Origin of the sequence: Pseudomonas atagonensis (genome assembly GCF_011369485.1) — a bacterium.
Lineage (GTDB): Bacteria > Pseudomonadota > Gammaproteobacteria > Pseudomonadales > Pseudomonadaceae > Aquipseudomonas > Aquipseudomonas atagonensis.
In genome coordinates this window covers 1-26293 of the sequence record NZ_VXCA01000016.1, presented here as the reverse complement: position 1 = coordinate 26293, position 26293 = coordinate 1, and the positions used below count along the sequence as shown (strand labels likewise).

The following is a 26293-nucleotide window of genomic DNA, read 5'->3' as shown; positions in this document are numbered from 1 at the left end:
CGCTACATTCCCAACCCGACACCGCCATCGATCACCAGACTCTGGGCGGTCACTCCGCCAGCCTCGGAGCTGGCCAGGTAACGCACCATCGCCGCCACTTCCTCGCTCTGGATGAAACGGCGCATCGGCAGTTTCTTCTTCGCGTTGCGCACGATCTGTTCCTGAGTCATACCGGCAATTGCCGCTTGCGTCGCCAGTTCACCCTGCAACATCGGCGTATCGATCCACGCCGGCAGAATCGCGTTGACGGTGATCTGCCGCGAAGCGAGGTCGAGCGCCAGTGCCTTGGTCATGCCGACGATGCCGTGCTTGGAAGCGCAGTACGCGGTGTTGCGCACCTTGCCGGCACGGCCGAGGATCGACGACATGTTGATGATCCGCCCACGGTCGGGCATCAGTGCCAGACACAGCGAAGTCACGTAGAACGTGCCGTTGAGGTTGACCGAAATCACCTTGTGCCAGTTGTGCAGATCTTCCGGTTCATTCTCGTTGCAGATGCCGGCGCTGTTGACCAGCACATCGACGTACTCGACTTGCGAACCGAGGGTCTTGAAGAACGCTTCCATGGCCGGCAGGTCGGCAATGTTTGCCGCATGGGTTTCGACACGCGCCTTGATCTGCTCCTGTCGTTCGTCGACCCAGCGTTGCAGTTCCGCCAGATCGAGATCCAGCAGGATCAGGCGATTGTCGGCGTCGGCGGCAAAATCCTCGGCCACCGCACGACCGATGCCTTTCGCCGCACCGGTGATCAGAATGGTCCGGCTCATGGCATTTTCAACCCGCCGTTGACCGGCAGGACCTCCCCGGTCAGGTACAAACCGCGATCGGCGAGGTACAGCACCGCTTCGGCAATTTCTTCGGGTTCGGCATAGCGCTTGATCAGCAGGCGCGACTGAATGTCTTCCTCCTGACTGCCGATCAGTGCCGTACTCATCTCGGTCTTGACGATGCCCGGCGCGACCGCGTTGACGCGAATGTTGCGCGGTGCCAACTCGACCGCCAACGCTCGGGTCAACGATTCGACCCCGCCCTTGGCAGCGGCATAGTTGCTTTGGCCTTTGCCGGGCTTCTGCGCCGCCACCGAGCTGATGTTGACGATGCAACCGCTGCGCTGGCGCAACATGCCCGGCACCACCTGCTGACAGCACAGCATCGTGCCGATCAGGTTGGTCTGGATCACGTCGACCAGGTCGCGCGCCGACATCGTCGCGAGCAAGCCGTCACGGGTGATGCCGGCGTTGTTGACCAACAGATCGATACGCTGGAAATGCCGCTCGACCCGTTCGAAAAACGCCTTGATGCTATCGCCGCTGCTGACATCGCACTGCAACGCCAGGCAATCGATACCTGACGCCCGAACCTCATCGCGCAAGGTCATTGCCGCGACTTCATCGCGAACGTAACTGAACGCGATCTGATAACCCGCCCCGGCCAGGTTCAGGACAATTGCGCGCCCGATGCCACGACTGCCACCGGTCACCACTGCTACTTTATTCGGCATGACCGTTCCTTAGAGCGAGTTGTCGGTTTTGAACTGCGCGAGACTGAAGCCGTGGGTCGCCGCCAGTGCACGAATCTGCTGCACCTGCTCGCGGCTGATATCGCCATAGGAGTAGTGCTGCTTCATACCGGACAGTCCCATCAGCACCGACTCGGCCATGCACGCGTACAACTGACCTTGCTTGAGATAGGCTCGAACGTTTTTCACCAGACCATCGCCCAGCGGCGTCTGCACGATACCGCCGTGCATGTAGAGCACGTCGGTGCGTTGGCTCGCGAGGTTCTGGTCAACGTTCAGTGGAACGGCGATGTCGCAGATCACGCTGTTTTCGGCGAAGTGCCCGGCACCAAGAAACGCCTGCGGTGCGTTCGCCGCGCAGAGCACGATTCGCGCCTGCTTCAGCACTTCAAGATCGTTTGTGACGGTGATAAAGGCGTTCGCGCCCAGGCGCTCTTCAACCAGTTTCGCCACACGCAGGCCTAGATCTGCACTGCTGCCGTGGGCCTGCAAGAGCGCATCGATGCCGTCAATTTGCTGCAAGCGACGGGCGAGGCGATCGTGTTCGGCGACACCCTTGAGGATCGCCCGTGCGGCTTCGGCATAAATCTGTTGAGCGGTTTTTTCCAAACGGCGCAGAGAACCGTCGCGGCCGCTGCCGATGAGCAGCAAATGCTCGACGCTGGTCGACAGCAGCGAGGCGTAGGTCGACGCGATATTGCCCGCGGCACCAACCACCGCAGCGGTCTGCCCGCTCAGTTCCAGGCCTTGCTGCTTGCAACCCTGCTCGATCGCTTCCAGGCCCATGCCGATGGTCAGTGCATTGCCGGACGTCAGCGCCATGTCGGGGATCTGCAGCGCCTGGCAGTTGTTGGTGACGATCGAGGTGTACATGCCCAGCCCGGCAACGGTGTAGCCGTCGGCGCGCGCATCCTTGATGCGGTTGCCGACTTCTTCGCGAATGGTTTGCAGATCGCCGCTGGCGATGTAGGCCGCCATCGCATCGGAATCCATGCACAGCGGGTACAGGGTGAATTCCACGGCGGTGCCGAGCTTCGAGCGAATTTGCACCGGACCGATCGGCGCGGCACGGCGCTCGGGCGCCATGCGTTTGATGAACTCGCGTTTTTGTGCTGCGCTCAGGGTCGACAGCGAAGGATCGACATCGCTGAGCATGTCCGAATCAATCAGATGGTTAATGAACGCCACGCGAGCCACGACGCGTACGTTCTCGTCAGACTTTGGGCGGGTTTCAGTCTCCTTGAAGCTGACCTCGCGCGCTGGCACGTCAGCGATGCTATCTGCACACACACCGGCGGCCAGCGGGAAGGCATCGCGGCGGCGCAGCATGTCGCAGACTTTCTGCAAGGAGCCGATCAGTCCGTCGATTTCTTCGAATGTGATGCACACCGGCGGTTCCAGACGAATGACATTGGCGTTGCTGCCCGACGGTGCCACGCGCAGCGATTCGAATTGCAACAGGTAGCCGGCAATGATGTAGCCCAGCGCATCGTTGTACTGCGCCGAGGCCTGAACCAGCGAACTGGTGCCGGTCAGGTCGTGCAGCTCGAAGCCCAGCAGCAAACCGCGCCCCCGTACATCGGCGATGACATCCGGATAGGCAGCCTTGAGTTCCAGGAGCGAAGACTTGAGGTACTCGCCCTTTCTGTTCACGTCCTTGAGCATTGCGCTGTCGTTCTCGAACAGACGGCGCAAGGCCGACAGGGCGATATGGCAAGAAGCATCATCTTCGGCAAAGGTCGAACTGTGGATGTAGCTGAAATCGTTTTCGTAGTGGCTGGCACGAATCACCGTCGCGGCAATCTTCATCAAACCACCGCCCAAGGCTTTCGACAGGCAGTAGTAATCACCCTGCAAGTTGAAATGGCTGGCGCCGAGCAAGGTGCCGGTGCGTCCGAAACCCGATTGCACTTCGTCGATGATCAACGGGCATTGCTGCTCGTTGCACAGGCGCCGCAGCCCCAGGTAGAACTCACCGGCGAACTCGTTGATGCCGCCTTCGCCCTGAATCGGCTCAAGCAATACGGCAGTGATTGCACTGAACGCCTCGCGGCGCACCTGCAGGGTTTCGCCGCTCCATTCCAGGCTCAGCCAGTGACGAACATGACGCGCCGGTAGCTCCTGCAATTGCAGGGGTTGCTGCGGGTCGATGAACTCGACGTTGAGGCCGAAACGGGCGAAAGGTTTGCGGTACTGCTTGCCGTACGTCAGTTGCACGGTGTTCACCAGTTTGCCGTGGAAGCTGCCGCGTACCGCCAGGAACACTGGCTCGACATGCAGCTGCGCCAGGTTGTGCTGACGCACCGCTTCGGCCACTTGGCGTACGGTGACGCAGGACAGATTCTGCGGCAGAAGACCGGCGGGCAAATCGAGGTCGTCGATGTCCAGTTCGACATACGCCTTGTCGCTGGCGACCAGATTGGCGAGGGCGAAATCGCGCTCGTCGAATTGCTTCTGCAGATTTTTCTGACGACGGTACTCGGCGTGTTTGACGGCGATTTCCACCGACTCGGCGCCACTGTTGGAGAAGGTCGAAATGTAGCGTTCGCTGTTGTTCAGTTCACGGTTGAACGCTTCACTGAGTTCACGCCCCAACTGACCGGCCGCACCGCGCACCGACATCTGCGCGTTGAACGGCACATCGGCCCGCAACAGGTCGACGAGTTGATCAACAAATTGCGGATCGTTGTGGCCATACAACGCTGCGCCGTAGCCGCCGAGGAAGTCGGTGACGGTCACTTCGCTGCCCTGCCGGTCGCGGTAAAACAGTTTGCTGCCCAGCGCTCTGTGGAACTGGCACTCCAGACCCAGAGCCTGCATCAATTCAACGAATTTCGGCCGTACGTAATCGCGGTAATCCATGACAGTTCTTTCCCTTGAGTAAAAAATCAGATGCGTTTCGTTGCGTGCGGACGGTCAGTCGGCCGCGTGAAATTCGAGCTGGTAACCGGCGCTGAAGCCGTTGTCGTCGCGGTTGATGACCAGGCAATCGTGCAGCACGGCATCGCGCGGGCCGCCGATCACAAACGGCAGATGCCCATCCACCGGCCGCTCCAGGCCACTGACCGGCGGGATGCTTTGCGCCTGCAAGGCCTGCCGGGCAAAGATCAGGTCAACCAGGCTCGGTGCACCACTGAGCAGGCCGGTCAGCGGTGTACTGCTGGTGATGTGCGCAGCGCCGGTTCGCGCCAGCGTGCGGGACAGATCGGCATCCTTTTGCGGATCGCCCGTCGCGCTGCTGATCAGCAGATTCACCTGTTTGTCCGGCAGGCTCAGCGAGTCCAGACGAGGATGTGCGAACAGTGCTGTCAGGCTGGTTTGCGGCCCTGCCGGCAGGTCATCGACACGGCGCAGTACCAGCGCCGCCGCACCTTCACCGGCAATGCCGCCACGGCCCTGGCGATCAAAGGCACGCAGGCTTGGCGAACCGTCGGTGCTGATCACCCCCGCCTCGGCCAGTGCAGCGAGCGCCAGCGGATCAAGTTCACTGCCCGCGCCCACCACGATGGCCGCGTCGATCCGGCCGCTGTGCAGCGCCGCGCAGGCTTCACGCAGAGCCGCCAGATTGCCGGCCACGCCTTGCATGTAGGCGTTGCACTCGCACTCAAGCTTCAAGGCCAGACTGACGACGCCGAGCAACCCGTTGCTCAGGCTCTTGAGCACCAAGAACGGGTCGAGTGCACGCTCCTGCAACACCCGTTGCGCGAGACGGCGCATGTCGGCACCGTTGTCGGTCTGACATTCGTGCAGCAGTTCACCGTAGGAAGCCAGCGACGGATGGGTGTACCCCCCCTGACAGCAATAGAGGCCGAAGCGCACTCCTTCGGTTGTCGACTCCAGTCCGGCTTCTGCCAGCGCCTGGCGCACCGCACTGACGCCCCAGATCACTGCCGGCGGGCAGTAACGCTGCAGGTTTTGTGCAACGTCCTGACGGCTACGTTGATGATCTCGATCAGCGATGTGCCCGAACGCAACGACACGCTCGCTGTGGAACAGCGACGAATTCAGGGGCGAGATCGCGCTGCGCCCTTCGCGGGCCGCTGACCATAAACCCTCAACGCCCCAACCTGTGGGCAACACACAGCCGCTGCCGGCGATAGCGACACGTACACTGGCGTCCGTCATTGTCCGTGCTCCCGATATTTGCCAAGGGCGAGCGAGGTATTAAGGCCCCCGAAACCGAAGGAATTACTCAACGCGTAATCCACTCGGCGGCTGACGGCCTGACCGGCGCAATAATCCAGATCGCACTGTTCGTCGGCGTTGTGCAGATTCACCGTCGGCGTGACCAGATCGTTCAGACAGGCCAACGCGGTGACGATGCATTCCGGCGCACCGGCGGCTGCGATCAGATGACCGAACTGTGATTTGTTGGCACTGACGGCCAGGGTTCGATAATGCTTGTGCTCGGCGAACACGCTTTTGATCGCAAGCGTCTCGGCAACGTCGTTGAGCGGCGTCGAGGTGCCATGCGCGTTGATCAGATCAATCTGCTGCGCACGCAAACCGGCGTCGTCCAGTGCGGTCTGCATCGCCAGTGCGGCGCCGCGTCCCTCGGGTTGCGGTGCAGTGACTTTGTAAGCGTCCAGACTGCTGCCGAAACCCAACACTTCGGCATACGGCGTTGCGCCACGGGCCAAGGCATGTTCGAGACTTTCCAGCACAACAAAACCACCGCCCTCACCGGCAATCAGACCGCTGCGATCACGATCGAACGGCCGGCACAGATCAGCGCCCCAGCGCTGCTCGCCCGACGCGGCGCCGAGTAGATATAGCGCGGCCATGGTGTCGAGATTGAGCACCGAGTCGGCGCCCCCCGCCAGCGCGACGCTGACTTCACCGCGACGAATCATCTGAAAGGCATTGCCAATGGCCTGCGCAGCACCGGCGCAGGCACTGCTGATGTTGATCACCGGCCCTTCACAACCCATGTCGTCAGCGATGATCCGTGCCAGACGGTCGTTGCTCTGGCGCAGCGAACCATCGGCATTCACTTGCCCGGCCCGCGACATCAGGTATGACCAGCCCGGGGTGCCACCATTTGGGGCTGCGGTCAGCAGCATGTCAGCGAGCATGTGCTGCGGTGCTCCCGAGGCACACAGCACCGCCGCGCCCCGTAAGTGTTCTGGCTGCAAGCCGCTGTCACCGACTGCCTGAGTGGCAGCAACCCAGCCAAACCGACTGCGCTTTTCCAGCGGCATCGTCCATGCCGGATGGCTTTGCAGTTTTTCCGGTAACAGCCGCATATCGACAGGCGCTGCATAACGCACCGCGAACGACGCCTCTTGCAAGTCGTCCGGCTGCCATGGCCGCACGCAATGTTCGGCGCCGAGCATTTTTTCCCAGAGGGTCTGCCATTCGAAACCGAAACCGGTGACGGCGCCCATGCCGGTGATCACAATCCGTGTCGCACTCATGCGTGCTTCTCCATGGTTTCACTGGCCAACAGCAAGGCGCCCCAGTGACCGGCGCGAGTGTGACTGACAAGCAGCGTGTAGCCCGGCGCCGCCGCCGCATCACGGCTGAGGTGTAAGGTCAGTGCGACCTCTGTCAGCAAGGCGCTGGCGCCCAATTCCCCGGTCATGGCGCGGGTGCTGCGAATCTCGCGCGGGAAAGCTTCGAGCAACGTCATCACTTGCCCGTCAGCGCAATTGCCGACGATATGTTCGACGTCGCCGACCCGCAGTTTCTCGACACTCAGGACCTGGTCGATCACACGCCGGCCCACCGCTGCAGACCGTTGCGGATCCGTGCTGTAACCACGGGCAAACCCGGCAATGCGCACGGCGTGTGCCGCGCCCGGCGGTGGTGTCGACGCCAGCAACAGCGCGGCGGCGCCCTCACCGAAAATCGGTTCGCTCGCCTGATCAGGCTCGCGCAGGTACAGGGCCGGGGTCAGGTTCGGGCTGCTGCTGACCACCAACGCGGCGTCGGCATGCCGCTCGCCGATCTGCTGGCAGGCTTCGATCAGTGCATCCAGCCCGGCGTTGTCCTGGGAACAAAATCCGCCCATCGGCCCGTGGCAGTTCAATGACTCGGCGACATAAGCCATGACGCTGCTGTTGAGCAGGGTCAGCGCATGCAGAGGCGGCGTGTTGGCCAACAATTGGCTGAGTTGTTTGTGTGGCTGTTCGATGATCGCCTGCACCGCATCCCAGCACGGACTCGGCGCATCGACTTCGGGAATAGCGGCTGTCAGAGCAATGCGTGATGCAGGCAACTGCAGCGCCGCCAGTGCTGGCGCCAGCCGTGCGGCGCAATGCAACAGGCGCAAGCCTTGTGGCTCGACGCTGCGCTGGATCTTGCGATCAAACAGGTCACTGGCCAGTCGCGGCGGCGGCAATGCAAACGCCTGACGCTGTGCGTCAAATGCCAGCGGTTGCGCGGCGCAGGGTGTGCCGAGCAAGTCAGCGCATTCACTGCCCGCCACATTCAGCACCGCCGCGGCATTGAGATAGATGGCTCGGTTCATGTCACGCCCTCCCCAGAACCAGCGAGCTGTTGATGCCGCCGAAGCCGAACGAGTTGGACATCACCACGCTGATCGGCTGTCGTACCGGCTCGCTCAAGAATCTCAGCGAAGGGTATTCGGCACGCTCAGGGTCGTAATTCAGGGTCGGCAACAGCACACCGTCACGCAAGCTCATCAGCGACAGCACCGCTTCGATCGCGCCACTGCCTGCCAGGGAATGACCGATGGCGGACTTGTTAGCGGTGAAGGTCATGAAGTCCTGGCAGCCACCGAACAGTCGCTGCAGCGCCAACGCCTCACAACTGTCATTGGCCTGCGTGGAAGTACCGTGGGTGTTGACGTGTTGCACGGCGCTGCGCAGCAGGCCGGCGTCTTCGATTGCTGCTTCCATGCATTCCTCGTATTTACTGCCATCGCGGCTGCTGGAGGTCATCTTCTGAGCCTCGCAAACATTCGCGTAACCCAACACCCGGCCCAGTGGCGCAGCCTTGCGCCGCTGGGCGTGCTCAGCGGATTCGAGGACGATCATCGCCGAGCCTTCGCTGAGTACAAAACCGCTACGGTCAGGCATGAACGGACGGCTTTGTTCGCTCGCCGGCAGGTCGGCCTGACAAAGCGCGCCGAGGCTGTTGAACATGTAATAGGGCAGTTCGTTGGCCATCAGTTCGACGGCGCCGCAGACAGCCAGGTCGATCTCTCCGCGCTCGATGGCCCGGTAAGCACTGCCGATGGCCATGGTGCCGGCGGCACAGGCATCGGAATGGGTCGAGATGTGATCGCGAATGCCGAGCCGATCGGCCAGGTGTTGCGTCTGTTGATCGACCCGCCGGATAAACGTCGCGCTGGACGGGGCCGGACTGTCCAGCAGACGGTCGAGGTCGACGCGCCCGGCCTTATCCATGCAACGGCTCAGTTGCTGCAGATCGTGGCTGTCGGCACAGTATTTGTTGGCGCCCAGAAACAACCCGCTGCGACTGTGGGCAAAGTCCGTCGCCGTCAGACCGGCGTGCTCCAGCGCCTGCCGGGCAACGTATTCGGCCAGCACACATTGCCGTGGGTGCAGCGCCGCGTTGCCACCGAAACCGGCCCCGATTCGCTGCCACTGCGTATCATCGATAAATCCGGCGGCGCTGTTGTTGAATCCCAGCGCCTTGAACCCTGGATGTTCGCGGACACAGGATTGCTTCCGGCAAATCCGCTCGAACAACGTGGCAGCGTCCAGCGCCATGGGCGCCACCAGACCGAACCCGCTCACAAAGACTTCTCGTGCCCGCATGAGAACTCCTACACCGCTTCTTTGGCGTGAGTGGTGAAAAACTGCTCAACCAATTGACGGGACACTTCATCGCCATCCGCCGGCACCAGCCGCGCACTGCACGCGCCGCAGACCACTTGTTGACGCTCGTTCACAACCGCTTGGTGGGCGTTGCAATCAGGGCACGTTGCCGGCAGGTAGTTGAAGAGATTGCGGCACTGATTGGCCCAGTTACGCACGGTGGTCGCGGCGAACACTTGAGCCGGTTGCATGCCTGCTTTCAATTGATCCGGGGTATAGGCGCTCAGACTTTGCTCAAGCAATTGCTTGCCGTTTTCGGTAATGCGACCGTTGGCGAGAAACTCGCTGGCATCACCGCAAACCGCCACCGCGTGGTCGAGCACGCTGGTTTTCGGCAGTGTGCAGCCATATTGGCGACCCAACTGGAAGCTCAGGTCGACGATGTCCAGTGAGTCGGCGCCGAGGTCTTCGACGATGCTGCTGTTTTCTTCGATGTCATTTGCGTCCATCACTAACAGCTGTGCGAGGATTTCGCGAGTGCTGGCAACGACATGTTCCAAGTCCAATGGATTGTTCATTTCTATCTCCCTATATGTCGTGACTACTTCATCAATTCGGCTTATGAAAAGTAACTTTTCCCACAGCAACTTCTCACGCGGCGGAAATCTAAACTCTGCCCTTAAGGGGAGAGTCAACGAACTATTCAAGGTTTTTTTACAACTCGAAAAAAGTCTGGAAAACCCCTGTACACACTGCACCCACTTGGTGCAGCGCATCACAGGATTCGACTTATTTACTTAACAAATACGGGATATGCTGTGGCGCCCGTGCTATCGAACAGGTTGAATATCGAGCGCAACTAAGACACGGCAGCACAGACGTACAAAAAAGCCAAAACCGGACAAGTAAAATAGTTATAACTTCATAACCTTTGTTTCAGATCAGTACTGCCGTTAATTGATTTTGCTGGAAGGTTTACTCTGCGATTCGTAAAACCTGGCAGCGTTTATGAGTATCTGAATGTCGAACACAGACATCCGGGCAAAGACACGGCGCTATAGGGTGCAGCTTCCTTAGATCGCCCTGCCTGGAGCCGACACATGACCGCCCCTATCACCGTTCTGCGTGACACCCATCCACTGCCGGTACTCGACGCCTGCAAATGGGAAAAACTCGAAGGCGACCCGCACACCGTCAACCTCAACGCCTACACCAGCGAAGACGGCAGCAAGATCATGGGCACGTGGATCTGCACGCCGGGCAAGTGGCGCGTGGATTACGTGAAGTGGGAGTACTGCCATTTCCAGGAAGGCTACTGCGTGATCACTCCGGACGGCATGGCGCCGATCCACCTGCGCGCCGGTGATATCTTTGTGGTTGAGCCGGGGATGAAAGGCACGTGGGAAGTGGTCGAGACCGTGCGCAAATATTTCGTGTTCGCCTGACGCAAAAAAGCCGGGAAATCACCCGACGTGATTTCCCGGCAACACCTACTGCAATTTTGTTCAGTTCCCCAGAGATATCTGTGGGAATAGAGAACCTGTGGCGAGGGGATTTATCCCCGCTCGGCTGCGCAGCAGTCGCAAAACCTGAACACTCGGCTTACCTGACTCAATGTAGGGGGCTGCTGCGCAGCCCAACGGGGATAAATCCCCTCACCACAAAAAGCTCTTTCATCACAGGCTTTGAAAGTTACTGCGGCTTGCGATAGCTGTTGATAATCGCCGAGAAGTCTTTGCCGCCTTCCCCGCGCTGGCTCATTGCCTGATACAACTGCTGCGCCACCGCGCCAAGCATCACCGGCTGGTGTGCCTGACGTGCCGCCTCCGTCGCCAGCCCCAGATCCTTGAGCATCAGCTCCGCACCAAAACCGCCGGTGTAACCGCGCGAGGCCGGCGCCGTTTCGACGATGCCCGGCCACGGGTTGTACATTTCCGAACTCCAGCAACGCCCGGTCGAACTGTTGATGATCCCGGCCAGCACCGAGGTGTCGATGCCCAGCGCATCACCCAGCGCCATCGCTTCACTGACACCGACCATCGAAATCGCCAGCAGCAAGTTGTTGCAGATCTTGGCGATCTGCCCGGTGCCAACTTCGCCGCAATGGACGATGTTACGGCCCATTTGCGCCAGCACCGGTTGCAGGGTGGCAAACAGTTCCGCGGTGGCGCCGACCATGAAGGTCAGCGTGCCAGCCGTCGCGCCACCGGTGCCGCCGGAGACTGGCGCATCGGCCATGGCCACGTTCTGTTTTGCCGCCGCTGCTGCGACATCGCGAGCGGTCTGCGGATCAATGGTGCTGCAATCCACAGCAGGTACGCCTTTGCCGATGCCGGCCAGGACGCCGTCCTCACCGAACCAGACGCTGCGTACATGCACCGCAGCCGGGAGCATGGTGATCACCAGTTCGGCGTCCTCGGCAGCTTCGCGCGCCGACGACCGAATGGTGCCGCCCAGTTGCTCAAGTTCCGCCAGCACGGTTTTGTTCAGGTCGACCAGATTCAGTGAATGGCCAGCCTTGATCAGGTTGCGCGCCATTGGCGCGCCCATGTTGCCCAGACCGATAAATGCGATTTTCATGGTCGATTCCTCAGCGCAGGTTGATGGTGGTGTTCACGCCGTCGTTGACGCTGTCGTCGTCGAACCAGCGCGCCGTGACCGTTTTGGTCTGGGTATAGAACTGCACCACTTGCTTGCCGTACGGGCCGAGGTCGCCGAGTTTCGAACCGCGCGAACCGGTGAAGCTGAAGAACGGCACCGGCACTGGAATCGGAATGTTGATACCGACCTGGCCAACATCGATTTCAGTCTGGAATTTACGCGCCGCCGCACCGCTCTGGGTGAACAGGCCCGTGCCGTTGCCGAACGGGTTGGCGTTGACCAGCGCAATGGCCTGATCGAGTGTGTCGACTTCCAGCACCACCAGCACCGGGCCGAAGATTTCCTGAGTGTAAATCTGCATGTCAGTGGTCACGCCCGAGAACAGGGTCGGGCCGACGAAGTTGCCTTGCTCGTAACCCGGCACCTTGATTTCGCGACCGTCCAGTTCGAGTTTGGCGCCTTCCTTGATGCCGCTTTCGATCAAATCGAGAATCCGCGCCTTGGCCTTTTTCGAAATGACCGGGCCGACATCGGTGCCCGGCTCGCTGCCGGCATTCACCTTGAGCTTCTGCGCCAGCGCTTTCAGATCCGGCAGCCACTGTTTGGCCGCGCCCACCAGCACCACCACCGAGGTGGCCATGCAGCGCTGACCGGCCGCACCGAAACCGGCGCCCACCAGCGCGTTCAACGCTTGCTCGCGATTGGCGTCCGGCAGCACCACGGCGTGGTTCTTCGCGCCCATCATCGATTGCACGCGTTTGCCGTGCTTCCCGGCCAAGTCATAGACGTGGGTGCCGACCGCCGTCGAGCCGACAAACGATACCGCTTTGATGTCTTTGTGCGTGCACAGGCCGTCGACCACGTCCTTGCCACCGTGAACCACGTTGAGCACGCCTGCCGGAACGCCGGCCTCGATGGCCAGCTCCACCAGCAGCATGGTCGACAGTGGATCCTGTTCCGAAGGTTTCAGGACAAAAGTGTTGCCGCAGGCGATGGCCATCGGGAACATCCACAGCGGAATCATCGCCGGGAAGTTGAACGGCGTGATGCCGGCGCACACGCCGATTGGCTGACGCAGGGTGTAGGTATCGACGCCGCCGGCAACGTTTTCGGCAAACTCGCCCATTTGCAGCGTACCGATGGAGCACGCGTGCTCGACCACTTCCAGACCACGGAAAATATCGCCCTCGGCGTCGGCAATGGTTTTGCCCTGCTCGGCGCTGAGCACCACGGCGATGCGTTTGGAGTGTTCACGGATCAGCGCCTGAAGCTTGAGCATGATGCGCATGCGTGCGCCGATCGGGGTCAGTTTCCAGGTCTGGAAGGCACGGTGTGCGGCACTGATGGCGGCATCAACTTCAGCGGCGGTGGCAAACGGCACTTTCGCCAGCACTTGCTGGGTGGCCGGGTTGACGATGTCGTGCCACTCGGTGGTCTGCGACTCGACCCACTCGCCGTCGATCAGCAGCTTGACCTTCTGGACCGTGGTTTCGTTGGGCGTAAGCGATGCGTTCATGCTGGTCTCCGAAACTTGTTTTTATCGTAGGAGCCAAGGCGAATGGTTCGCCTTGAGATGAGGCGTGTGTCACGAATTGGTTGTCGGACTGTTTTTGGAGTATAGATGTGCAAACTTCTAATAAGAACGCACATATAAGCCCGTCCATCATGCAAAAAAACATCACCTCTCTAGGTTCGCTGAACTGGGACGACCTCAAGTTTTTCCTCGAAGTCGCCCGTACCCGCAAGGCCAGCACGGCCGCCAAACGGCTCGCAGTGGACTACACCACCGTGTCGCGGCGCATCAGTTCGCTGGAAGCGGCGTTAGGCACTTTGTTGTTCGAGAAGTCGCGCACCAGCGGTTTTGTGCTGACGGCCGAGGGCCAGCGCTTGCTCGGTTATGCCGAGTCGATCGAAAGTACACTGCACATGGCCTGCGAACAGGTGTCCGGCTCCGGCGTGGCGTTGTCGGGGCATGTGCGCATGGGTTGCACTGAAGGCTTCGGCAGTTTTTTCATCACGCCGCAATTGAGCCACTTTGTCGACGCCTACCCGGCGATCTCGGTGGACATCCTGCCGCTGCCGCACTTCATCAGCCTGTCCAAGCGCGAAGCCGACATCGTCATCGCGCTGGAGCGCCCGGAACACGGGCCGTATGTGTGCTGCAAACTCTGCGACTACCGCTTGCAGCTCTACGCTACCCAGGACTACCTCGACAAACACCCACCGATCCGCCGCCCGGCTGATTTGAGCAAGCATCAATTCATCAGCTATGTGGATGATCTGGCGTTCAGTTCGGAACTGCTCTACCTGGCAAACGTGCTGCCGGGCGCCAGCGCACATTTGCGCAGCACCAGCGTGATTGCGCAGTTCGTTGCGGCGCAGCAAGGGCGTTCACTGGCGATCCTGCCGTGCTTCCTCGCCGCGCAGGATCCACGCCTGTTGCCGGTGCTGCCCGATGAAATCGACATCACCCGGCAATTCTGGATGTACTGCCGGGAGGATCTGCGCAAGTTGAAACGGATCACCCTGTTGTGGGATTACATCCGTGAGGTGACCGAGCGCAATCAGGGGCTGCTGATGGGGCAGACCCGGGAGATGTTGTTTGCCGACTAGTCGGCGCTGACCACAATCGCGACGCGGCGGTTTTCCGTGCGGCCTGCCGCCGTGTTGTTGGACGCCACCGGTTCGCTGCTGCCCAGGCCTTGCAGTTGAATGTTTTCCGGCTTCATGCCGACCGTGCCCAGTACTTTCGCCACGCTTTTGGCTCGACGCAGGGACAGTTGCTGGTTGTAGGTTTCCTTGCCCGAGGCGTCCGTATGGCCATCGACTCGTACGCGCTCGATACCCACGCCGAGTAACGCCTTGCCGATACGCTCGACGATTTCGGTGCTCTGGCTGTTGAGGCTTTCGACATCGCTGCCGAACAACACTTTGCCCGACAGGCCAAACTCCCAGCCTTCGTCAGTCAACTCGAAACCTTGTTGTTTGAGCACGGCAATCTGCTCCGGGGTCAGGCCTTTTTGCGGGGCGCTTTGGCAACCGGTCAGGGTCAACGCGGCCATCAGCAGAAAAGCGGAAAACAGTCGAACGGGCAATGTAAACACGGGCATCAGCTCCTGGTTTGAACGGGATCGGCCGGGTGCTCCGACCCGGCCGTGAATTGAGCGCCACGCGACAGGCGCTTGGCCTGATACATCGCCGCATCGGCGGCATTGAGCAAAGCACCTGGCGTGGCGCCATGATCGGGGTAAACCGCAATGCCGATACTGAGCGACGTCACGACCCGGCCGTCGTCCGGCAGAGCGACGGGCATGTCCATGCTGGCGAGAATCTTCTCGGCGATGCGCTCGGCGTCTTCGATTTTGTGCAATGGACTCAGCAGCACGGCAAACTCGTCGCCGCCCAGTCGCGCCACCAGATCCTCTTCACGCAACTGCGCGCGCACCCGATTGGCGATCGCCACCAGCACAGCATCGCCAGCGGCATGGCCGAAGTTGTCGTTAATGCCTTTGAAGCGGTCGCTGTCGAGGAACAGCACGGCCACTCGTTCGTTGAGCTTGCCGGCGTTACGCAATGCGCGAATCAGTCTGCCTTCGAAAAAGGCGCGGTTAGGCAGCCCGGTCAGGCTGTCGTGAGTGGCCTGGTGAGCCAGGGTTTCGTTTTCGTTTTGCAGATGGGTTTGCCAGGACTCGAGCTCGTCGAGCAGGGCATTGAAGTCGTTGCCGAGGTTGTCGAGTTCAGCGATTTGCGCCGGCGGCACCCGACGATCCAGCGCACGTTCGCTGCGCGCCGCGTGGGCGACATTGGCAAGGCTGCGCAACGGGCCGATGATTTCGCGCAACTGCCGACGCGCCAGATAGATCGCCACGCAAGCGCTGATGGCAGTACACAGAATGATCCCGGCCAGACCACTGAGCAGAAAACGCATCAGACTCCCGCCGTGACCCGTCAGCAGGATGCGACCGATTTCGTGGTCTTGGTGCAGTATCGGCAGGCTGATCGGTTTTTCCAGAAGCGCGCGGGTGATCTGCATTTCCAGCTCGGAAAACAATCCGTTCTCCGGTCGCTGCCAGCGCGCGAGCAACTGGCCCTGGGCATCGAGCACCTGGGCATCCGCGACCTCTTCAGTGGAGGCGATCAGCGCCAGCGCTTCCGTAGCAGCGGTCTTGTCGTTGAACACCACCGCAGCTTCCACGGTGTAGCTGATCGAACGAGCGATAAGATGCAAGTTGTGATCGGCATACACGCGCAGCGCCAGCACTCCCAGCAGCGTCAGCGAAATACTCGCCATCGCCACTGCCACCAGCGCCACTGTCAAATGTCCACGGCCGAGAACCGAGCCCAACGTCGGGCGAGTATTCGATCTGAACCGTTTCATGGCGCCGCCGGTTTGCGACGCGACAACTGCAAGACGCTTGGATGAATGCGCACTCCGCTACGGGCAACGGAATCGAGATTGACTTCGAATGACACCTGTTCGTCGCTGACCCGCAGGCAGAACAGGCTGCCAACGGTGCACTGGTCGCCGCCTTCACTGATGCTCAGCACCGGATGGCCGATCAATGCGGCGAACAGCCGGCTGCGTTCATCGGCGGTGAGTTTGCCGATGTACACCGCGTCGCACTCGCTGACGATGGCCGGGTTGTCGGCCAGCAGGCGACGCACCGTCACCGGGCGGCCGGTCGCTTGCGTGGTGCCTTTGACGAGGTCATCGGTGTATTCGGTCGGGCCGACGATACACAGACGCAATTGCGCCGGTTCAACCGGCCAGCGTGCGTAACTGAGGATGCCGAGAACCACTTGGGTGACAGCTTTCGCCCGTTGCTCGGCCATGCCTGTCGGCGGTTGCGGCTGCGCAATGGCCACGCCCGTCAGCAGCCAGAGCAGACCGACAAGCAACGCGTGCTTGTAGCCAACCACGCGCTCTGTCGCCCAGACAGACACCTTCATGCAGGGATTCTCTTGGATCGTACCGAAATGATGCCGCAACGATAGCACAGCACTGGCACACCAGCGAGACAGCGACCTCTGACCGGTTGGTCAGTTACGGTCGTGCACCACGCTTTTTTTCATCCCTGCAGCTCGTTCCCCTCTTCCAGTTCCAGCATCAAGCCACTCAGGCGTTTGACCTTGCGCAGCACGGCCTCCTCGAACACCCCGGCACGCGGCTCGATCAGGGTGAACCAGTGTTTGGCGCGGGTGATGCCGGTATAGATCAACTCTTTGGTCAGCACAGGATTCAAGGCATCCGGCAGGATCAACGCGGTGTGGGCGAACTCCGAGCCCTGGGATTTGTGTACGGTCATGGCGTACACGGTTTCGACGTCATTGAGCCGGCTCGGCAGGACAAACCGCACACCGCCCTGACCATCGTTGCGCGGGAACGCTACGCGCAACACCGGTTTGCCGGCATCCGGCCCCTCACGTTCGGGCAGCTTGAGGGCGATGCCGATGTCGCCGTTCATCAACCCCAGACCGTAGTCGTTGCGAGTCATCAGCACCGGGCGGCCCTCGTACCACTGCTGGTCGTGTTCGATCAGACGCGCCTTAAGCAACGCGGCGGTGATGCGCTGATTGAGGCCTTCAACACCCCACGGCCCCTTTCGCACGGCGCACAGCAACTGGAAAGTGTCGAACGCCTGCAAGACGTCGCGTGCCCAGTTGACCCAGTCCGGATGTTCGAGCGGCCTGCCCGGCGCCGGACGCTGATTGCGCAGCACACTCAGATAATGCCGATAACCCTGCGGGCCGTCGCCATGACCATCGAGCAGCAACCGCTCGAGCTGATGATCGTGCTCACCCTTGAGCGGCAGCGAATACACATCGGCATAGTGCCCGGCGACCAGCAACTGACGCGCTTCACCCGACAACTGTTGATTGACCCGTCGTGCGAGCTGGCCGATGCCGCTGCTTTCACCGAACCGTCGCGAATGACGCAACATCACCACTTGTTGCGCCAGCGGGTGACTGCCGTCGAGGTCTTCGTGCAATCCACTGTCTTGCAAGGATTCGCCGCTGACGGACTCCAGCCACTGGCGAGTCTGCGGGCTGTACCAGCCACTCTCGGCATCGCGACATAAATCCCCCAGCACCGCCCCCGCCTCCACCGAGGCCAATTGATCCTTGTCGCCAAGCAATACCAGGCGAGCATGGGAGGGCAAGGCGTCGAGCAGATTCGCCATCATTTCCAGATCGATCATCGAGGCTTCATCGACCACCAGCACATCCAGCGGCAAGCGATTGCCGGCATGATGGCGAAAGTGTCGGGTGCCCGGACGGCTGCCGAGCAAACGGTGCACGGTGGTCACGTCGCAGGGAATTTTCGCCCGCACCTCTTCCGGTACTTTCAGCGATTGCACCTGTTGACTGATGGACTCGGTCAACCGTGCAGCCGCTTTGCCAGTGGGTGCCGCCAGACGAATTCGCAACGGTTGACCGGACTCGACCGCAGGCGCTTGAAGCAATGCCAACAAGCGCACCACCGTCGTGGTCTTGCCGGTGCCCGGGCCGCCCGTGACGATGCTGAACGCACCACGTGTGGCGAGTGCACAGGCAAGTTTCTGCCAGTCGATCACGTCACCGGGTCTGGCCGCTCCGAACAGTTCATTCAAACGCTGGGGCAGATCGGTCGGCATTGCCTCGATGTGGGCAAGACGTTGACGCAACGCCGAATCGATACGCCGCTCGTAAGCCCAGTAGCGCCGCAAATACAGGCGTTTTCCCGCCAGCACCAGCGGGCGTTGCTGCGCCGTGTCGCGGGTATCGGCTGCCAGCGCAATCAGCGAACTGCTCGCCAACGCCTTGCACCAATGTGCGCCATCGAGCGCTTCGAGCAACTGCGAGGGCAGTAACAAGACACCGCCCTGCACATCCCCTTCGGGCGGCAACGACAGAGCAAAATCCGGCGCTTTGAGGGTCTCGAAAAGATCCAGACAAACGTGGCCATGACCGAGTTGATGGCTGGTCAGTGCGGCGGCGAGCAGCACCAGCGGATCGGTATCAGGCTCGAGTTCGTGAAGGAAGGCGACAAAGGCCTTGTCCAGCGCACGCAACCAGCCGCGTTCCACCCAACGGGTGAGCAACAGCAACAGATCATCCGCGCGAGTCAGCGGCGCAAGACTGGAAAGGCTGTCGTCCGCCAGCGGCGTCGGCAGCAGATCGGCGAAGGTACGGCTCATAACAGGACTCCCTGTTCCCATGCGGGTTCGACTTTGGGTTCGGGTTTGCCCTGAAACATCCGGTCGAGGCGTTCGATCAGCTCACGGGGCGGGCGAGCAAAGTAAACGCCGCGACTGTCGGCACGCGTTCCGCGCAAGAACAGGTACAAGGCGCCGCCGACATGCCGGTCGTAATCGTAGTCAGGCAGCCGTGCCTTGAGCTGGCGGTGCAAAGCCAGCAGGTACAACACGTATTGCAGGTCGTAGCGATTGTCGAGGATCGACTGCTCCATGGCCTGCGCGGTGTAGGCCTGATCATCGACGCCCAGCCAGTTGGATTTGTAGTCGGCCACGTAATAACGGCCATCTTGCTCGAACGTCAGGTCGATGAAGCCCTTGAACATGCCATTGAGTTGCACCGGTTCTGCCGCCACTCGCGCCAAGCCATTGTGCGTGTACTGACGCACCAGCTCATCGAGCTTGAGCACATCGACTTTATGGCTGGCAAACCAGAACTCCATTTCGACGCGGTACTGTTTCAGTTGCTCAAGAATGACCGGTGGCTGCGTATTCCCGACCGGCAGCGGAGATTTGAGCAGGTGTTGCAGCCAGTCGGTCAGGGTGCTGATCCAGCCTTTCCAGCCACGCAGGTTACAGCGCCGGGCAATCAAATCTTCCAGCGCTTCGCGAGACAACGCGAAACCTTCATCCCCCGCCCACTCCAGCAATCCGTGGAGAAACGTGCCCGGATTGGGGCCACGGGGAAAGCGATGAATGTCGGCGCCGCCAGTGATGATTTCTCGCGGTGCTTCAGGGTCGAGACGCTCATCGTCAAACAGCTTTTGCGCCTGTGGATTGTCCGGCGCTTCATCGCTGCCAATGCTCAATACGTCGCTGATACGCAACGCACTGTAGGACGCGATCCACCAGTTTTCGCTGGCCTTGCGCTTGGGCAACAACGTCGCACTGAGCACTGCTTCATTGCGCGGCGGCTGGTAGTGCGCCTCGGTGGCCAGCGGCATTTCACCGATGCCGATGGCCGGGCAATCCTGTTGCAGGTCCTGCAGCCAGCGACTCAGCTGACCGGACTCTCCCAGCGATGCCCCGCCGCCGAGCAAATAACCCAAAGCAGACAGGTGCAGCACCGAACTGTTGTTATTGCCCCGTTTCAGATCCGTCACCCCCAGCCAGCAAGCGTGCTGCGCGCGGGTCAAGGCAACGTAAAGCAAACGCAGATCTTCGGCCAGACGCTCATCGTCTGCCTGGGCGATCAGCTCGGCGGTCGGTTTCAGGCTCACGTGAGCCTTACCTGCAGCATCGTGGTAATGCAGCGGCAATCGACTGCCGTCCACCGGTTTTGCTGAACAGATGAAGGGCAAAAACACCAACGGATATTCGAGACCTTTTGACTTGTGAATGGTTACGACCTTGACCAGTTGCTCGTCGCTTTCCAGACGCAAAATCTGTTCTTCGCCGGCCTGACCAGACAACGCCAACAACTCCGCCAGATGACGGATCAACGCTTGCTCGCCATCCAGCTCGGCGGCGGCTTGCTGCATCAGTTCGGACAGGTGCAACAAATTGGTCAGCACCCGCTCGCCGTCACTGCGTGCGATCAACGTCTGCGGCAAGTGGAAGTCGTGGAGCAGGCGCCGCAACATCGGCAGCACACCTTGTTTGCGCCAGAGTTCGCGATAGCCACGGAACTGCATGACCCGGGTTTCCCAGACCAGTTCGTCCTGATTCAGGCGCTCAAGCTCAGCCAGCGGCAGGTTCAAGGTGATACAGGCCAGCGCGGCTTTCAGCGAACGTTCGACGTCCGGCTCGGCACAGGCCTTGAGCCAGGCCAGCAAGTCGTGGGCCTCTTGTGCCGCGAACACCGAATCCTTGTCGGACAAATACACACTGCGCACGCCACGAGCGGCGAGCTCACCGCGCACGGCCTGAGCCTCTTTACCGTCCCGCACGAGGATGGCGATATCCGAAGGCCGCAGGCCCTTGAAGGTCTTGCCGTCTTGTACGAATCCCGCCTCGCCGGTTTGCCCGCCGTTGAGCAACAAAGTGATTTCACTCGCGCAAGCCGCCGCCAACTGCTGACGATAAACTGCGCCTGACAGTGGTTGTTCGGTGGACAAGTGCCAGACATTCAACGCTGCAACACCTTGCCCGGCGATCATCAGTTGCTCTTTGCGCCCCTGGGATTCGACGGGTTGAAACGGCACCGGGTTTTCACCGTTTTTCTGCCGGAACAAAAACGCGCCGCGCCCCTGTTCACGGGACTCGGCCCGTGCAAATACATGGTTCACCGCCGTGACCATGCCATGGCTCGAACGGAAGTTGGTACCCAGCGTGTGCAGTCGTCCGGTGGTGGCCTGACGCGCGCGCAAGTAGGTGTAAATGTCGGCGCCGCGGAACGCGTAGATCGCCTGCTTCGGATCACCGATCAGAAACAGCCCCGTGTCCGGATTGTCGTCTTCGATGCGATAGATGCTCTCGAATATCCGGTACTGAACCGGATCGGTGTCCTGAAATTCATCGATCAACGCCACCGGAAACTGCTCGCGGATCAACGTTGCAAGGCGCTCACTTCCGTCGGACTGCAGTGCCGCATCCAGACGCAAGAGCATGTCGTCAAAGCCCATTTCGGCGCGACGACGTTTCTCTTCTTCAAACCGCGCCCCGACCCATCTGGCCGCGTGTTGCAGAACAGCGGCATCGGGAGTCGGCAACGCATCGAGACTCGATTTCAGCCCTGGCATGGCGTCCAGCCCGGGATGACTCGGGGCCTGGCCCTTCCAGGCTTCGGCCATGCCATCGGGGGTCAAACGGGTGAACCCGGTGCCAATGTCCAACTGCTCCAGGGTTTCGTCTTCGGCCCAGGTTTTGAGCTTTTCGAACCACGGCTCAAAGTAGCGTGCTTGCATCTTGCGACCGTCGACGCTTTTATCGGCCACACCTTGGTGACAGATAGCGAGCAACTCATCCGCCCACTGCTTCCACGGCATTTTTAACTCAATCAAGGCTGCGCGGCGCTCTTGCAGACACTCTTCGATCAGTTCTGCCGGGGCTTTGCTTTCATCGCTGTCACGCTCGCTGGCGAACAGACCGCGAACCCGTGGCAACAACGCCGCCGGCCCGCCCCAATTGTTGCGAACCCAGTTCAAGGCATCGCCCTGCATCGGGTAGCAGAACAGCCGCCAGTAATCGCGCAACACTTCGCCGAGCAAATCGCTGTGATCGGTTTCCAGCGATTGAGTGAACAAACTGCCGCTGTCGAACGCGTGCTCACGCAGCATCCGCTGGCACCAACTATGGATGGTGGAGACCGCCGCCTCGTCCATCCACTGTGCCGCGATATCCAGACGATTGGCACACCCGGGCCACTGCTGAGGCTCAAACTGGTCGCGCAGTTCGGCGATCAGTGCATCGGGGGCAGGCGTCTCGTCGCGGAAGAAACGCGCGGCTTCGGCAAGACGTGTGCGAATCCGCTCGCGCAGCTCCTTGGTCGCCGCGTCGGTAAACGTCACCACGAGAATCTGCGGCGGCAACAGCTCGCGACTGAATCCGCTGGACTCGCCACCATGGCCGAGAATCAGGCGCAGGTAGAGCGCAGAAATCGTGAAAGTTTTACCGGTGCCGGCACTGGCTTCGATCAACTGGCTACCGCGTAGCGGGAACGCGAGTGCGAGTGGTGTCTTGGTAGTCATGAACGCGCCCCTTCACTGGACAATGAACCCCAGGGCGCTTCGTACAAAGGTCGATACAAGGCATCGCACCAGCCGGAGAAGGTTTCATCAGCGAGCAATGCGTCGAAATTCGCGTATTGCCTGGATAACGCCGGGCTCTCACGACGTTCGCCTTCGCTGGTCTGTCCGTCACCCTCGTAGGCTTTGCGCGCAGCCAATTCTGCCTTGAGTGGGTCGGTCTGAGTCAGCCAGGCAAATGCCGTCTTGACTGCAATGGGCAGTGGTTGACGCATGCCAGCCTGCCAGGCCAGAAGCAGATCACTCAGGAAGCGAACCGCTCGGTCTTTCTCCATGGGTTCCAGCAGCAGCGTATCGTCACTGGCCACCAATGCCGTGGTCAGGGAAAGCCCGCTGGCGCAGGCAACAAGGTGATTGACCCAAGGTTTGGTCAACCGATGCCATTTTCGGCTTTTGACTGAGCCGATGCTGTTGGGAATGGTCGTGACGGACAACACGCCACCGTCAGCGCGCTGATGCAAACCTGCGAGCCAGCCTTCAAGACGTAAACCGTGAAGCTCGAGATTGACCGGGATCGCACTGGTCAGCGGTGTCGGCCAAAGCGTCAGCAGTTGTTGGTAACGGTGCAGCAAGTCTGGCAGCGGCTCGATCAGCTCGCGTTGCAGACACTCGCCGAAACCAGCCATTGGCAACAGACCGCTGTTTTGCAGGCGCCGGGCGTGAGACTCGAGTGCCTGATCGACATTGTCCGGCTGCCTGAGTGCTGCTTCAAGCAGACTGTCGCTGAGCGTATAGCGCTGCAGTGCGTCCAGTACAAAAGGCTCTTCGTCAGCCAGTGGTGCTTCGGCCGCCTCGAAATACACCTTGAGCCGCTGGGTGAAAAAGTGGCGCACCGGGTTGCGTAAAAAGTCCTGCAGCAAGGCGAGCGTCAGCGGCTCTTCCTGAACATGGGGAGCGAGCACCCGCGCCTCGTTTGGCTGCGGGTCGTTTTGATGCAGAACCTGCCATTCGCTGGCATAACTGAAAAGCTGATTACCTTCGTGGAAATAGCGCGCGCTGAACGGTTGCAGCGGGTGTTCTTGGGTCATCGCGCTCAACAGTTCCTCACCGTCGTCGATTGATCGCCATCCGCTGGCGAGGTGATCGCGCAATTGTCCGATCAGCACCGACGCCGGCCGTTCGCTGTTGTCACGGATGCTGCGACCCACCCAGCTGATGTACAACTGATCGCGTGCCGAGAGAAGCGCTTCGAGCAACAGATAGCGGTCGTCTTCGCGCCGTGAACGATCACCCGGCCGGTAGTCGCTGCCCATCAGATCGAAGTCCAGCGGCGGTTGTGCACGGGGGTAATCGCCGTCGTTCATCCCCAGCAAACAGACGAGTTTGAAGGGGATGGCGCGCATCGGCATCAACGTACAAAAATTCACCGCGCCTGCCAGAAAGCGTTGTGACAAACGTCCTTGATCCAGCCCGGCAAGCCACGCTTCGCGCACAACCGTCAACGGCAGTTCGTCGAACAGCCCGACGGACTCGCAGGTTTCCAGCCAGGTCTCGCGAAGCTCTTCAAGTTGAGTCAACAAGTAATCGTCATGCTCGTTGCTGGCTTTGAAGAACAGTTGCATGAGCCCCTGCAATCGCAGGCCCCACTCTTTGGGTGGAGCCGGTTGAGTGAGTTCCTGATGGGCGAGTTCAAGCGCATCGAGCAGCGCAACCAGCGGGCCAATCAATGCTGCATCCAGGCCACCGATCTCGTCGTAGGGTTCGATGCCTGCACAATTCGTCGAGGTACCGACGGCATAACCGAGGAGCATCCGGCGAAGGCCGAAATGCCAACTGTTCTGTTCAAGCTCGTCCGGCAGGCCCAGCCCGGCACGTTGCTCGGCGCTCATTCCCCAACGCACACCGGCGCCTTCGATCCAGCGGTGCAGCGTCGGCAAGTCGCGTTCTTCTACTCCGAAGCGGGCACGTAAAGCGGGCACGTCGAGCAGGTCGAGAATTTCACTGACAGGAAAACGGCTGTCCGGCAGTTTGAGCAGATGTTCGACGGCAATCAGCAAAGGATCGCGTCCACGCTGCCCTTGGTCTGCCAAGGTGAAGGGAATAAAGCGCGATTCGTATCGATCGAGCTGACCAAACACCGCGCGGATGTGCGGGGCGTAGCTGTCGATGTCCGGCACCATTACGATCACGTCGCGGGGCCGCAGATCCGGATTGGCACTGAAGCGTGCAAGGAGCTGATCGTGAAGAATCTCCACTTCGCGCTGGGCACTGTGGGCAACGTGAAAGCGGATCGACAGGTCTTCCTTCAAATCGACAGCGGGCCAGTGCTCGCGGGTCTCATTGAGCGGGCGCAGTTCAAGGATGTCGTTCTGTAGCTGGTTGAGCAGATTGTGGGGCTCGGATTCGCTGAACAGGTCGATTCGCCCGTCGCGAAAGGCTGCGCGATAGCTGTTGGGATCATCGTAGCTGTCGAGCAGATTGATGTAGTCGCGACCTTGCTTACCCCAGGCAGCCAGTAACGGGTGAGCATGTTGATGCAGCGTTTCAGGATCCAGCACGACCGGCATGCCGCCCTTGCGCGATTGCCGCTTGTATTGGTGACGCAACAGATCCTTGTCGGCGACGATATCAGCCCAGTGGTGACGGCAAGGGTTGTGTACGCAGAGTAAAACCTGACTGAACCGCGCAAGCCCGGCCAGCGCTTCAAGTACTTGGGCCGGCAACGACGAAATCCCGAAAACGATCACTCGTGAAGGCAATCCTGCGGGGGCTGCTTGGAGATTATTGATGCGCTCGATGAAACGCTGATGAACGCCGGCGCGACTTTGAGCCATGCCCTGCTCTCCGACATCATCGAGAAGTGCGCGCCACAATTCGGCCTGCCAGCAACTGGTGGGGGCGAGTGGCTTCACTTCACCTCTGACGTTACGCAGTTGATGCCGGCCTTCGGCCCAATCCTCAAGCCAGTCTGCTCGATACACCTGATACTGGTCGAAGAGATCCGCCAGACGCTCGGACAACTGGTAGCGTTTGCGCAAGTCTGTGTCGTGCGTGAGAAACCGTTGCAACGGTTCGAAATGCGGACGGTCGATAACCTGCGGCAGCAGGCGCATCAGACGCCAGGTCAGCGGGGCTTTATCGAGCAAGGATTTGGCTGGAATTTCGTCTCGTCCCAAGACCATCCGGTAGAGCTGCCACATGAAACTGCCTGGTAGTTGCACATCAATGGCCGCGGCAATACCGCAGCCACCGAGATCGTCATCCTCAGGATCTTCGGCCAATGCCAATTTGAGCCACTGGGCAATGCCGTTGCTCTGCACAAGGGCAATCTCGTTCTCCAAGGGTGCGAGCGGGTAGCGGCGCATTATGCTGATCACCAGGCTGCGCAGTTCGTCCAGGCTATTGCTCTGAACCACCATGAATGCAGCGTTGAGGGACTGGGCGTCCGGCATAAAAGCTTCCTTGGAAAAGTACAAAGCCAGGGCAGAACCTTAGCATTGTCGGCAGGTTGTGACAGCCGGACGGCGTCCGAGAATGCTGTACGAACTTTCCTGCGGGCAAAAC

General features: G+C 60.5%; 18 protein-coding genes. 2 read left to right on the top strand and 16 right to left on the bottom strand.

Annotated features, from left to right (window positions below; all coding sequences use genetic code 11):
* Nucleotides 1–2: 2 nt before the first annotated feature.
* From F2P67_RS11330 to F2P67_RS11295, 8 genes are read right to left on the bottom strand one after another with little or no spacing between them, the layout of a single operon-like run.
* Nucleotides 3–767 (bottom strand): SDR family NAD(P)-dependent oxidoreductase, encoded by a 765-nt coding sequence (locus F2P67_RS11330; RefSeq protein ID WP_166220341.1) that lies wholly within the window; start codon nt 765–767, stop codon nt 3–5.
* Complete coding sequence (locus F2P67_RS11325) at nt 764–1501, bottom strand: 3-oxoacyl-ACP reductase family protein (protein WP_166220339.1); 738 nt, start codon at nt 1499–1501, stop codon at nt 764–766. Before F2P67_RS11325 ends, F2P67_RS11330 begins: the two co-directional genes overlap by 4 nt.
* A gap of 9 nt (nt 1502–1510) precedes the next feature.
* Complete coding sequence (locus F2P67_RS11320; protein WP_166220336.1) at nt 1511–4381, bottom strand: aminotransferase class III-fold pyridoxal phosphate-dependent enzyme; 2871 nt, start codon at nt 4379–4381, stop codon at nt 1511–1513.
* Nucleotides 4382–4435: 54 nt separating this feature from the next.
* Nucleotides 4436–5644: a beta-ketoacyl synthase N-terminal-like domain-containing protein gene (locus tag F2P67_RS11315; protein ID WP_166220334.1), complete on the bottom strand. Its 1209-nt coding sequence runs from the start codon at nt 5642–5644 to the stop codon at nt 4436–4438.
* Nucleotides 5641–6936 carry a beta-ketoacyl-[acyl-carrier-protein] synthase family protein gene (locus tag F2P67_RS11310; protein WP_166220332.1) on the bottom strand — a complete coding sequence of 432 codons (1296 nt, stop codon included), beginning with the start codon at nt 6934–6936 and terminating at the stop codon, nt 5641–5643. The genes F2P67_RS11315 and F2P67_RS11310 overlap by 4 nt, the downstream gene beginning before the upstream one ends.
* The gene (locus F2P67_RS11305) at nt 6933–7991 is read right to left on the bottom strand and encodes a beta-ketoacyl-[acyl-carrier-protein] synthase family protein (RefSeq protein WP_166220330.1); all 1059 of its coding nucleotides are present in this window, start codon (nt 7989–7991) and stop codon (nt 6933–6935) included. Before F2P67_RS11305 ends, F2P67_RS11310 begins: the two co-directional genes overlap by 4 nt.
* Before the next feature lies 1 nt (nt 7992).
* A complete protein-coding gene (locus F2P67_RS11300) occupies nt 7993–9267 on the bottom strand; it encodes a beta-ketoacyl-[acyl-carrier-protein] synthase family protein (protein WP_166220328.1) in 1275 nt (424 codons plus the stop codon).
* 8 nt (nt 9268–9275) lie between these two features.
* Nucleotides 9276–9845, bottom strand: a complete 570-nt coding sequence (locus F2P67_RS11295; RefSeq protein WP_166220326.1) for an acyl carrier protein — start codon at nt 9843–9845, stop codon at nt 9276–9278.
* Nucleotides 9846–10367: 522 nt separating this feature from the next.
* Here F2P67_RS11295 and F2P67_RS11290 point away from each other — a divergent pair.
* The gene (locus tag F2P67_RS11290; protein WP_003177747.1) at nt 10368–10712 is read left to right on the top strand and encodes a cupin domain-containing protein; all 345 of its coding nucleotides are present in this window, start codon (nt 10368–10370) and stop codon (nt 10710–10712) included.
* Between the two features lie 247 nt (nt 10713–10959).
* On the opposite strand, the gene mmsB is transcribed toward F2P67_RS11290, so the two are convergent.
* A complete protein-coding gene (gene mmsB / locus F2P67_RS11285) occupies nt 10960–11847 on the bottom strand; it encodes a 3-hydroxyisobutyrate dehydrogenase (RefSeq protein WP_166220324.1) in 888 nt (295 codons plus the stop codon).
* Nucleotides 11848–11857: 10 nt separating this feature from the next.
* The gene (locus F2P67_RS11280) at nt 11858–13384 is read right to left on the bottom strand and encodes a CoA-acylating methylmalonate-semialdehyde dehydrogenase (protein WP_166220322.1); all 1527 of its coding nucleotides are present in this window, start codon (nt 13382–13384) and stop codon (nt 11858–11860) included.
* 149 nt (nt 13385–13533) lie between these two features.
* On the opposite strand from F2P67_RS11280, the gene F2P67_RS11275 reads away from it, so the two are divergent.
* The gene (locus F2P67_RS11275) at nt 13534–14481 is read left to right on the top strand and encodes a LysR family transcriptional regulator (protein WP_166220321.1); all 948 of its coding nucleotides are present in this window, start codon (nt 13534–13536) and stop codon (nt 14479–14481) included.
* Here the strand turns inward: F2P67_RS11275 and yfiB are convergent.
* The 6 genes from yfiB to recC form a co-directional block, all read right to left on the bottom strand.
* Nucleotides 14478–14978 (bottom strand): outer membrane lipoprotein YfiB, encoded by a 501-nt coding sequence (gene yfiB / locus F2P67_RS11270; protein ID WP_166220319.1) that lies wholly within the window; start codon nt 14976–14978, stop codon nt 14478–14480. The genes F2P67_RS11275 and yfiB overlap by 4 nt on opposite strands.
* Nucleotides 14978–16246: a diguanylate cyclase DgcN/YfiN gene (gene dgcN / locus F2P67_RS11265; RefSeq protein ID WP_166220317.1), complete on the bottom strand. Its 1269-nt coding sequence runs from the start codon at nt 16244–16246 to the stop codon at nt 14978–14980. Before dgcN ends, yfiB begins: the two co-directional genes overlap by 1 nt.
* On the bottom strand, nt 16243–16818 hold the full coding sequence (yfiR, locus tag F2P67_RS11260) for a regulatory sequestration protein YfiR (protein WP_166220315.1): 576 nt from the start codon (nt 16816–16818) through the stop codon (nt 16243–16245). Before yfiR ends, dgcN begins: the two co-directional genes overlap by 4 nt.
* A gap of 119 nt (nt 16819–16937) precedes the next feature.
* Complete coding sequence (gene recD, locus F2P67_RS11255) at nt 16938–19046, bottom strand: exodeoxyribonuclease V subunit alpha (RefSeq protein WP_166220313.1); 2109 nt, start codon at nt 19044–19046, stop codon at nt 16938–16940.
* Nucleotides 19043–22732, bottom strand: a complete 3690-nt coding sequence (gene recB / locus F2P67_RS11250; RefSeq protein WP_166220311.1) for an exodeoxyribonuclease V subunit beta — start codon at nt 22730–22732, stop codon at nt 19043–19045. The genes recD and recB overlap by 4 nt, the downstream gene beginning before the upstream one ends.
* On the bottom strand, nt 22729–26181 hold the full coding sequence (recC, locus tag F2P67_RS11245; protein WP_166220309.1) for an exodeoxyribonuclease V subunit gamma: 3453 nt from the start codon (nt 26179–26181) through the stop codon (nt 22729–22731). The genes recB and recC overlap by 4 nt, the downstream gene beginning before the upstream one ends.
* Between the last annotated feature and the right edge of the window lie 112 nt (nt 26182–26293).

What these genes read in the sequence shown, in the direction of transcription:
- F2P67_RS11330 (WP_166220341.1), bottom strand. Translation starts at nt 767, where the DNA reads ATGAGCCGGACCATTCTGATCACCGGTGCGGCGAAAGGCATCGGTCGT.
- F2P67_RS11325 (WP_166220339.1), bottom strand. Translation starts at nt 1,501, where the DNA reads ATGCCGAATAAAGTAGCAGTGGTGACCGGTGGCAGTCGTGGCATCGGG.
- F2P67_RS11320 (WP_166220336.1), bottom strand. Translation starts at nt 4,381, where the DNA reads ATGGATTACCGCGATTACGTACGGCCGAAATTCGTTGAATTGATGCAG.
- F2P67_RS11315 (WP_166220334.1), bottom strand. Translation starts at nt 5,644, where the DNA reads ATGACGGACGCCAGTGTACGTGTCGCTATCGCCGGCAGCGGCTGTGTG.
- F2P67_RS11310 (WP_166220332.1), bottom strand. Translation starts at nt 6,936, where the DNA reads ATGAGTGCGACACGGATTGTGATCACCGGCATGGGCGCCGTCACCGGT.
- F2P67_RS11305 (WP_166220330.1), bottom strand. Translation starts at nt 7,991, where the DNA reads ATGAACCGAGCCATCTATCTCAATGCCGCGGCGGTGCTGAATGTGGCG.
- F2P67_RS11300 (WP_166220328.1), bottom strand. Translation starts at nt 9,267, where the DNA reads ATGCGGGCACGAGAAGTCTTTGTGAGCGGGTTCGGTCTGGTGGCGCCC.
- F2P67_RS11295 (WP_166220326.1), bottom strand. Translation starts at nt 9,845, where the DNA reads ATGAACAATCCATTGGACTTGGAACATGTCGTTGCCAGCACTCGCGAA.
- F2P67_RS11290 (WP_003177747.1), top strand. Translation starts at nt 10,368, where the DNA reads ATGACCGCCCCTATCACCGTTCTGCGTGACACCCATCCACTGCCGGTA.
- mmsB (WP_166220324.1), bottom strand. Translation starts at nt 11,847, where the DNA reads ATGAAAATCGCATTTATCGGTCTGGGCAACATGGGCGCGCCAATGGCG.
- F2P67_RS11280 (WP_166220322.1), bottom strand. Translation starts at nt 13,384, where the DNA reads ATGAACGCATCGCTTACGCCCAACGAAACCACGGTCCAGAAGGTCAAG.
- F2P67_RS11275 (WP_166220321.1), top strand. Translation starts at nt 13,534, where the DNA reads ATGCAAAAAAACATCACCTCTCTAGGTTCGCTGAACTGGGACGACCTC.
- yfiB (WP_166220319.1), bottom strand. Translation starts at nt 14,978, where the DNA reads ATGCCCGTGTTTACATTGCCCGTTCGACTGTTTTCCGCTTTTCTGCTG.
- dgcN (WP_166220317.1), bottom strand. Translation starts at nt 16,246, where the DNA reads ATGAAACGGTTCAGATCGAATACTCGCCCGACGTTGGGCTCGGTTCTC.
- yfiR (WP_166220315.1), bottom strand. Translation starts at nt 16,818, where the DNA reads ATGAAGGTGTCTGTCTGGGCGACAGAGCGCGTGGTTGGCTACAAGCAC.
- recD (WP_166220313.1), bottom strand. Translation starts at nt 19,046, where the DNA reads ATGAGCCGTACCTTCGCCGATCTGCTGCCGACGCCGCTGGCGGACGAC.
- recB (WP_166220311.1), bottom strand. Translation starts at nt 22,732, where the DNA reads ATGACTACCAAGACACCACTCGCACTCGCGTTCCCGCTACGCGGTAGC.
- recC (WP_166220309.1), bottom strand. Translation starts at nt 26,181, where the DNA reads ATGCCGGACGCCCAGTCCCTCAACGCTGCATTCATGGTGGTTCAGAGC.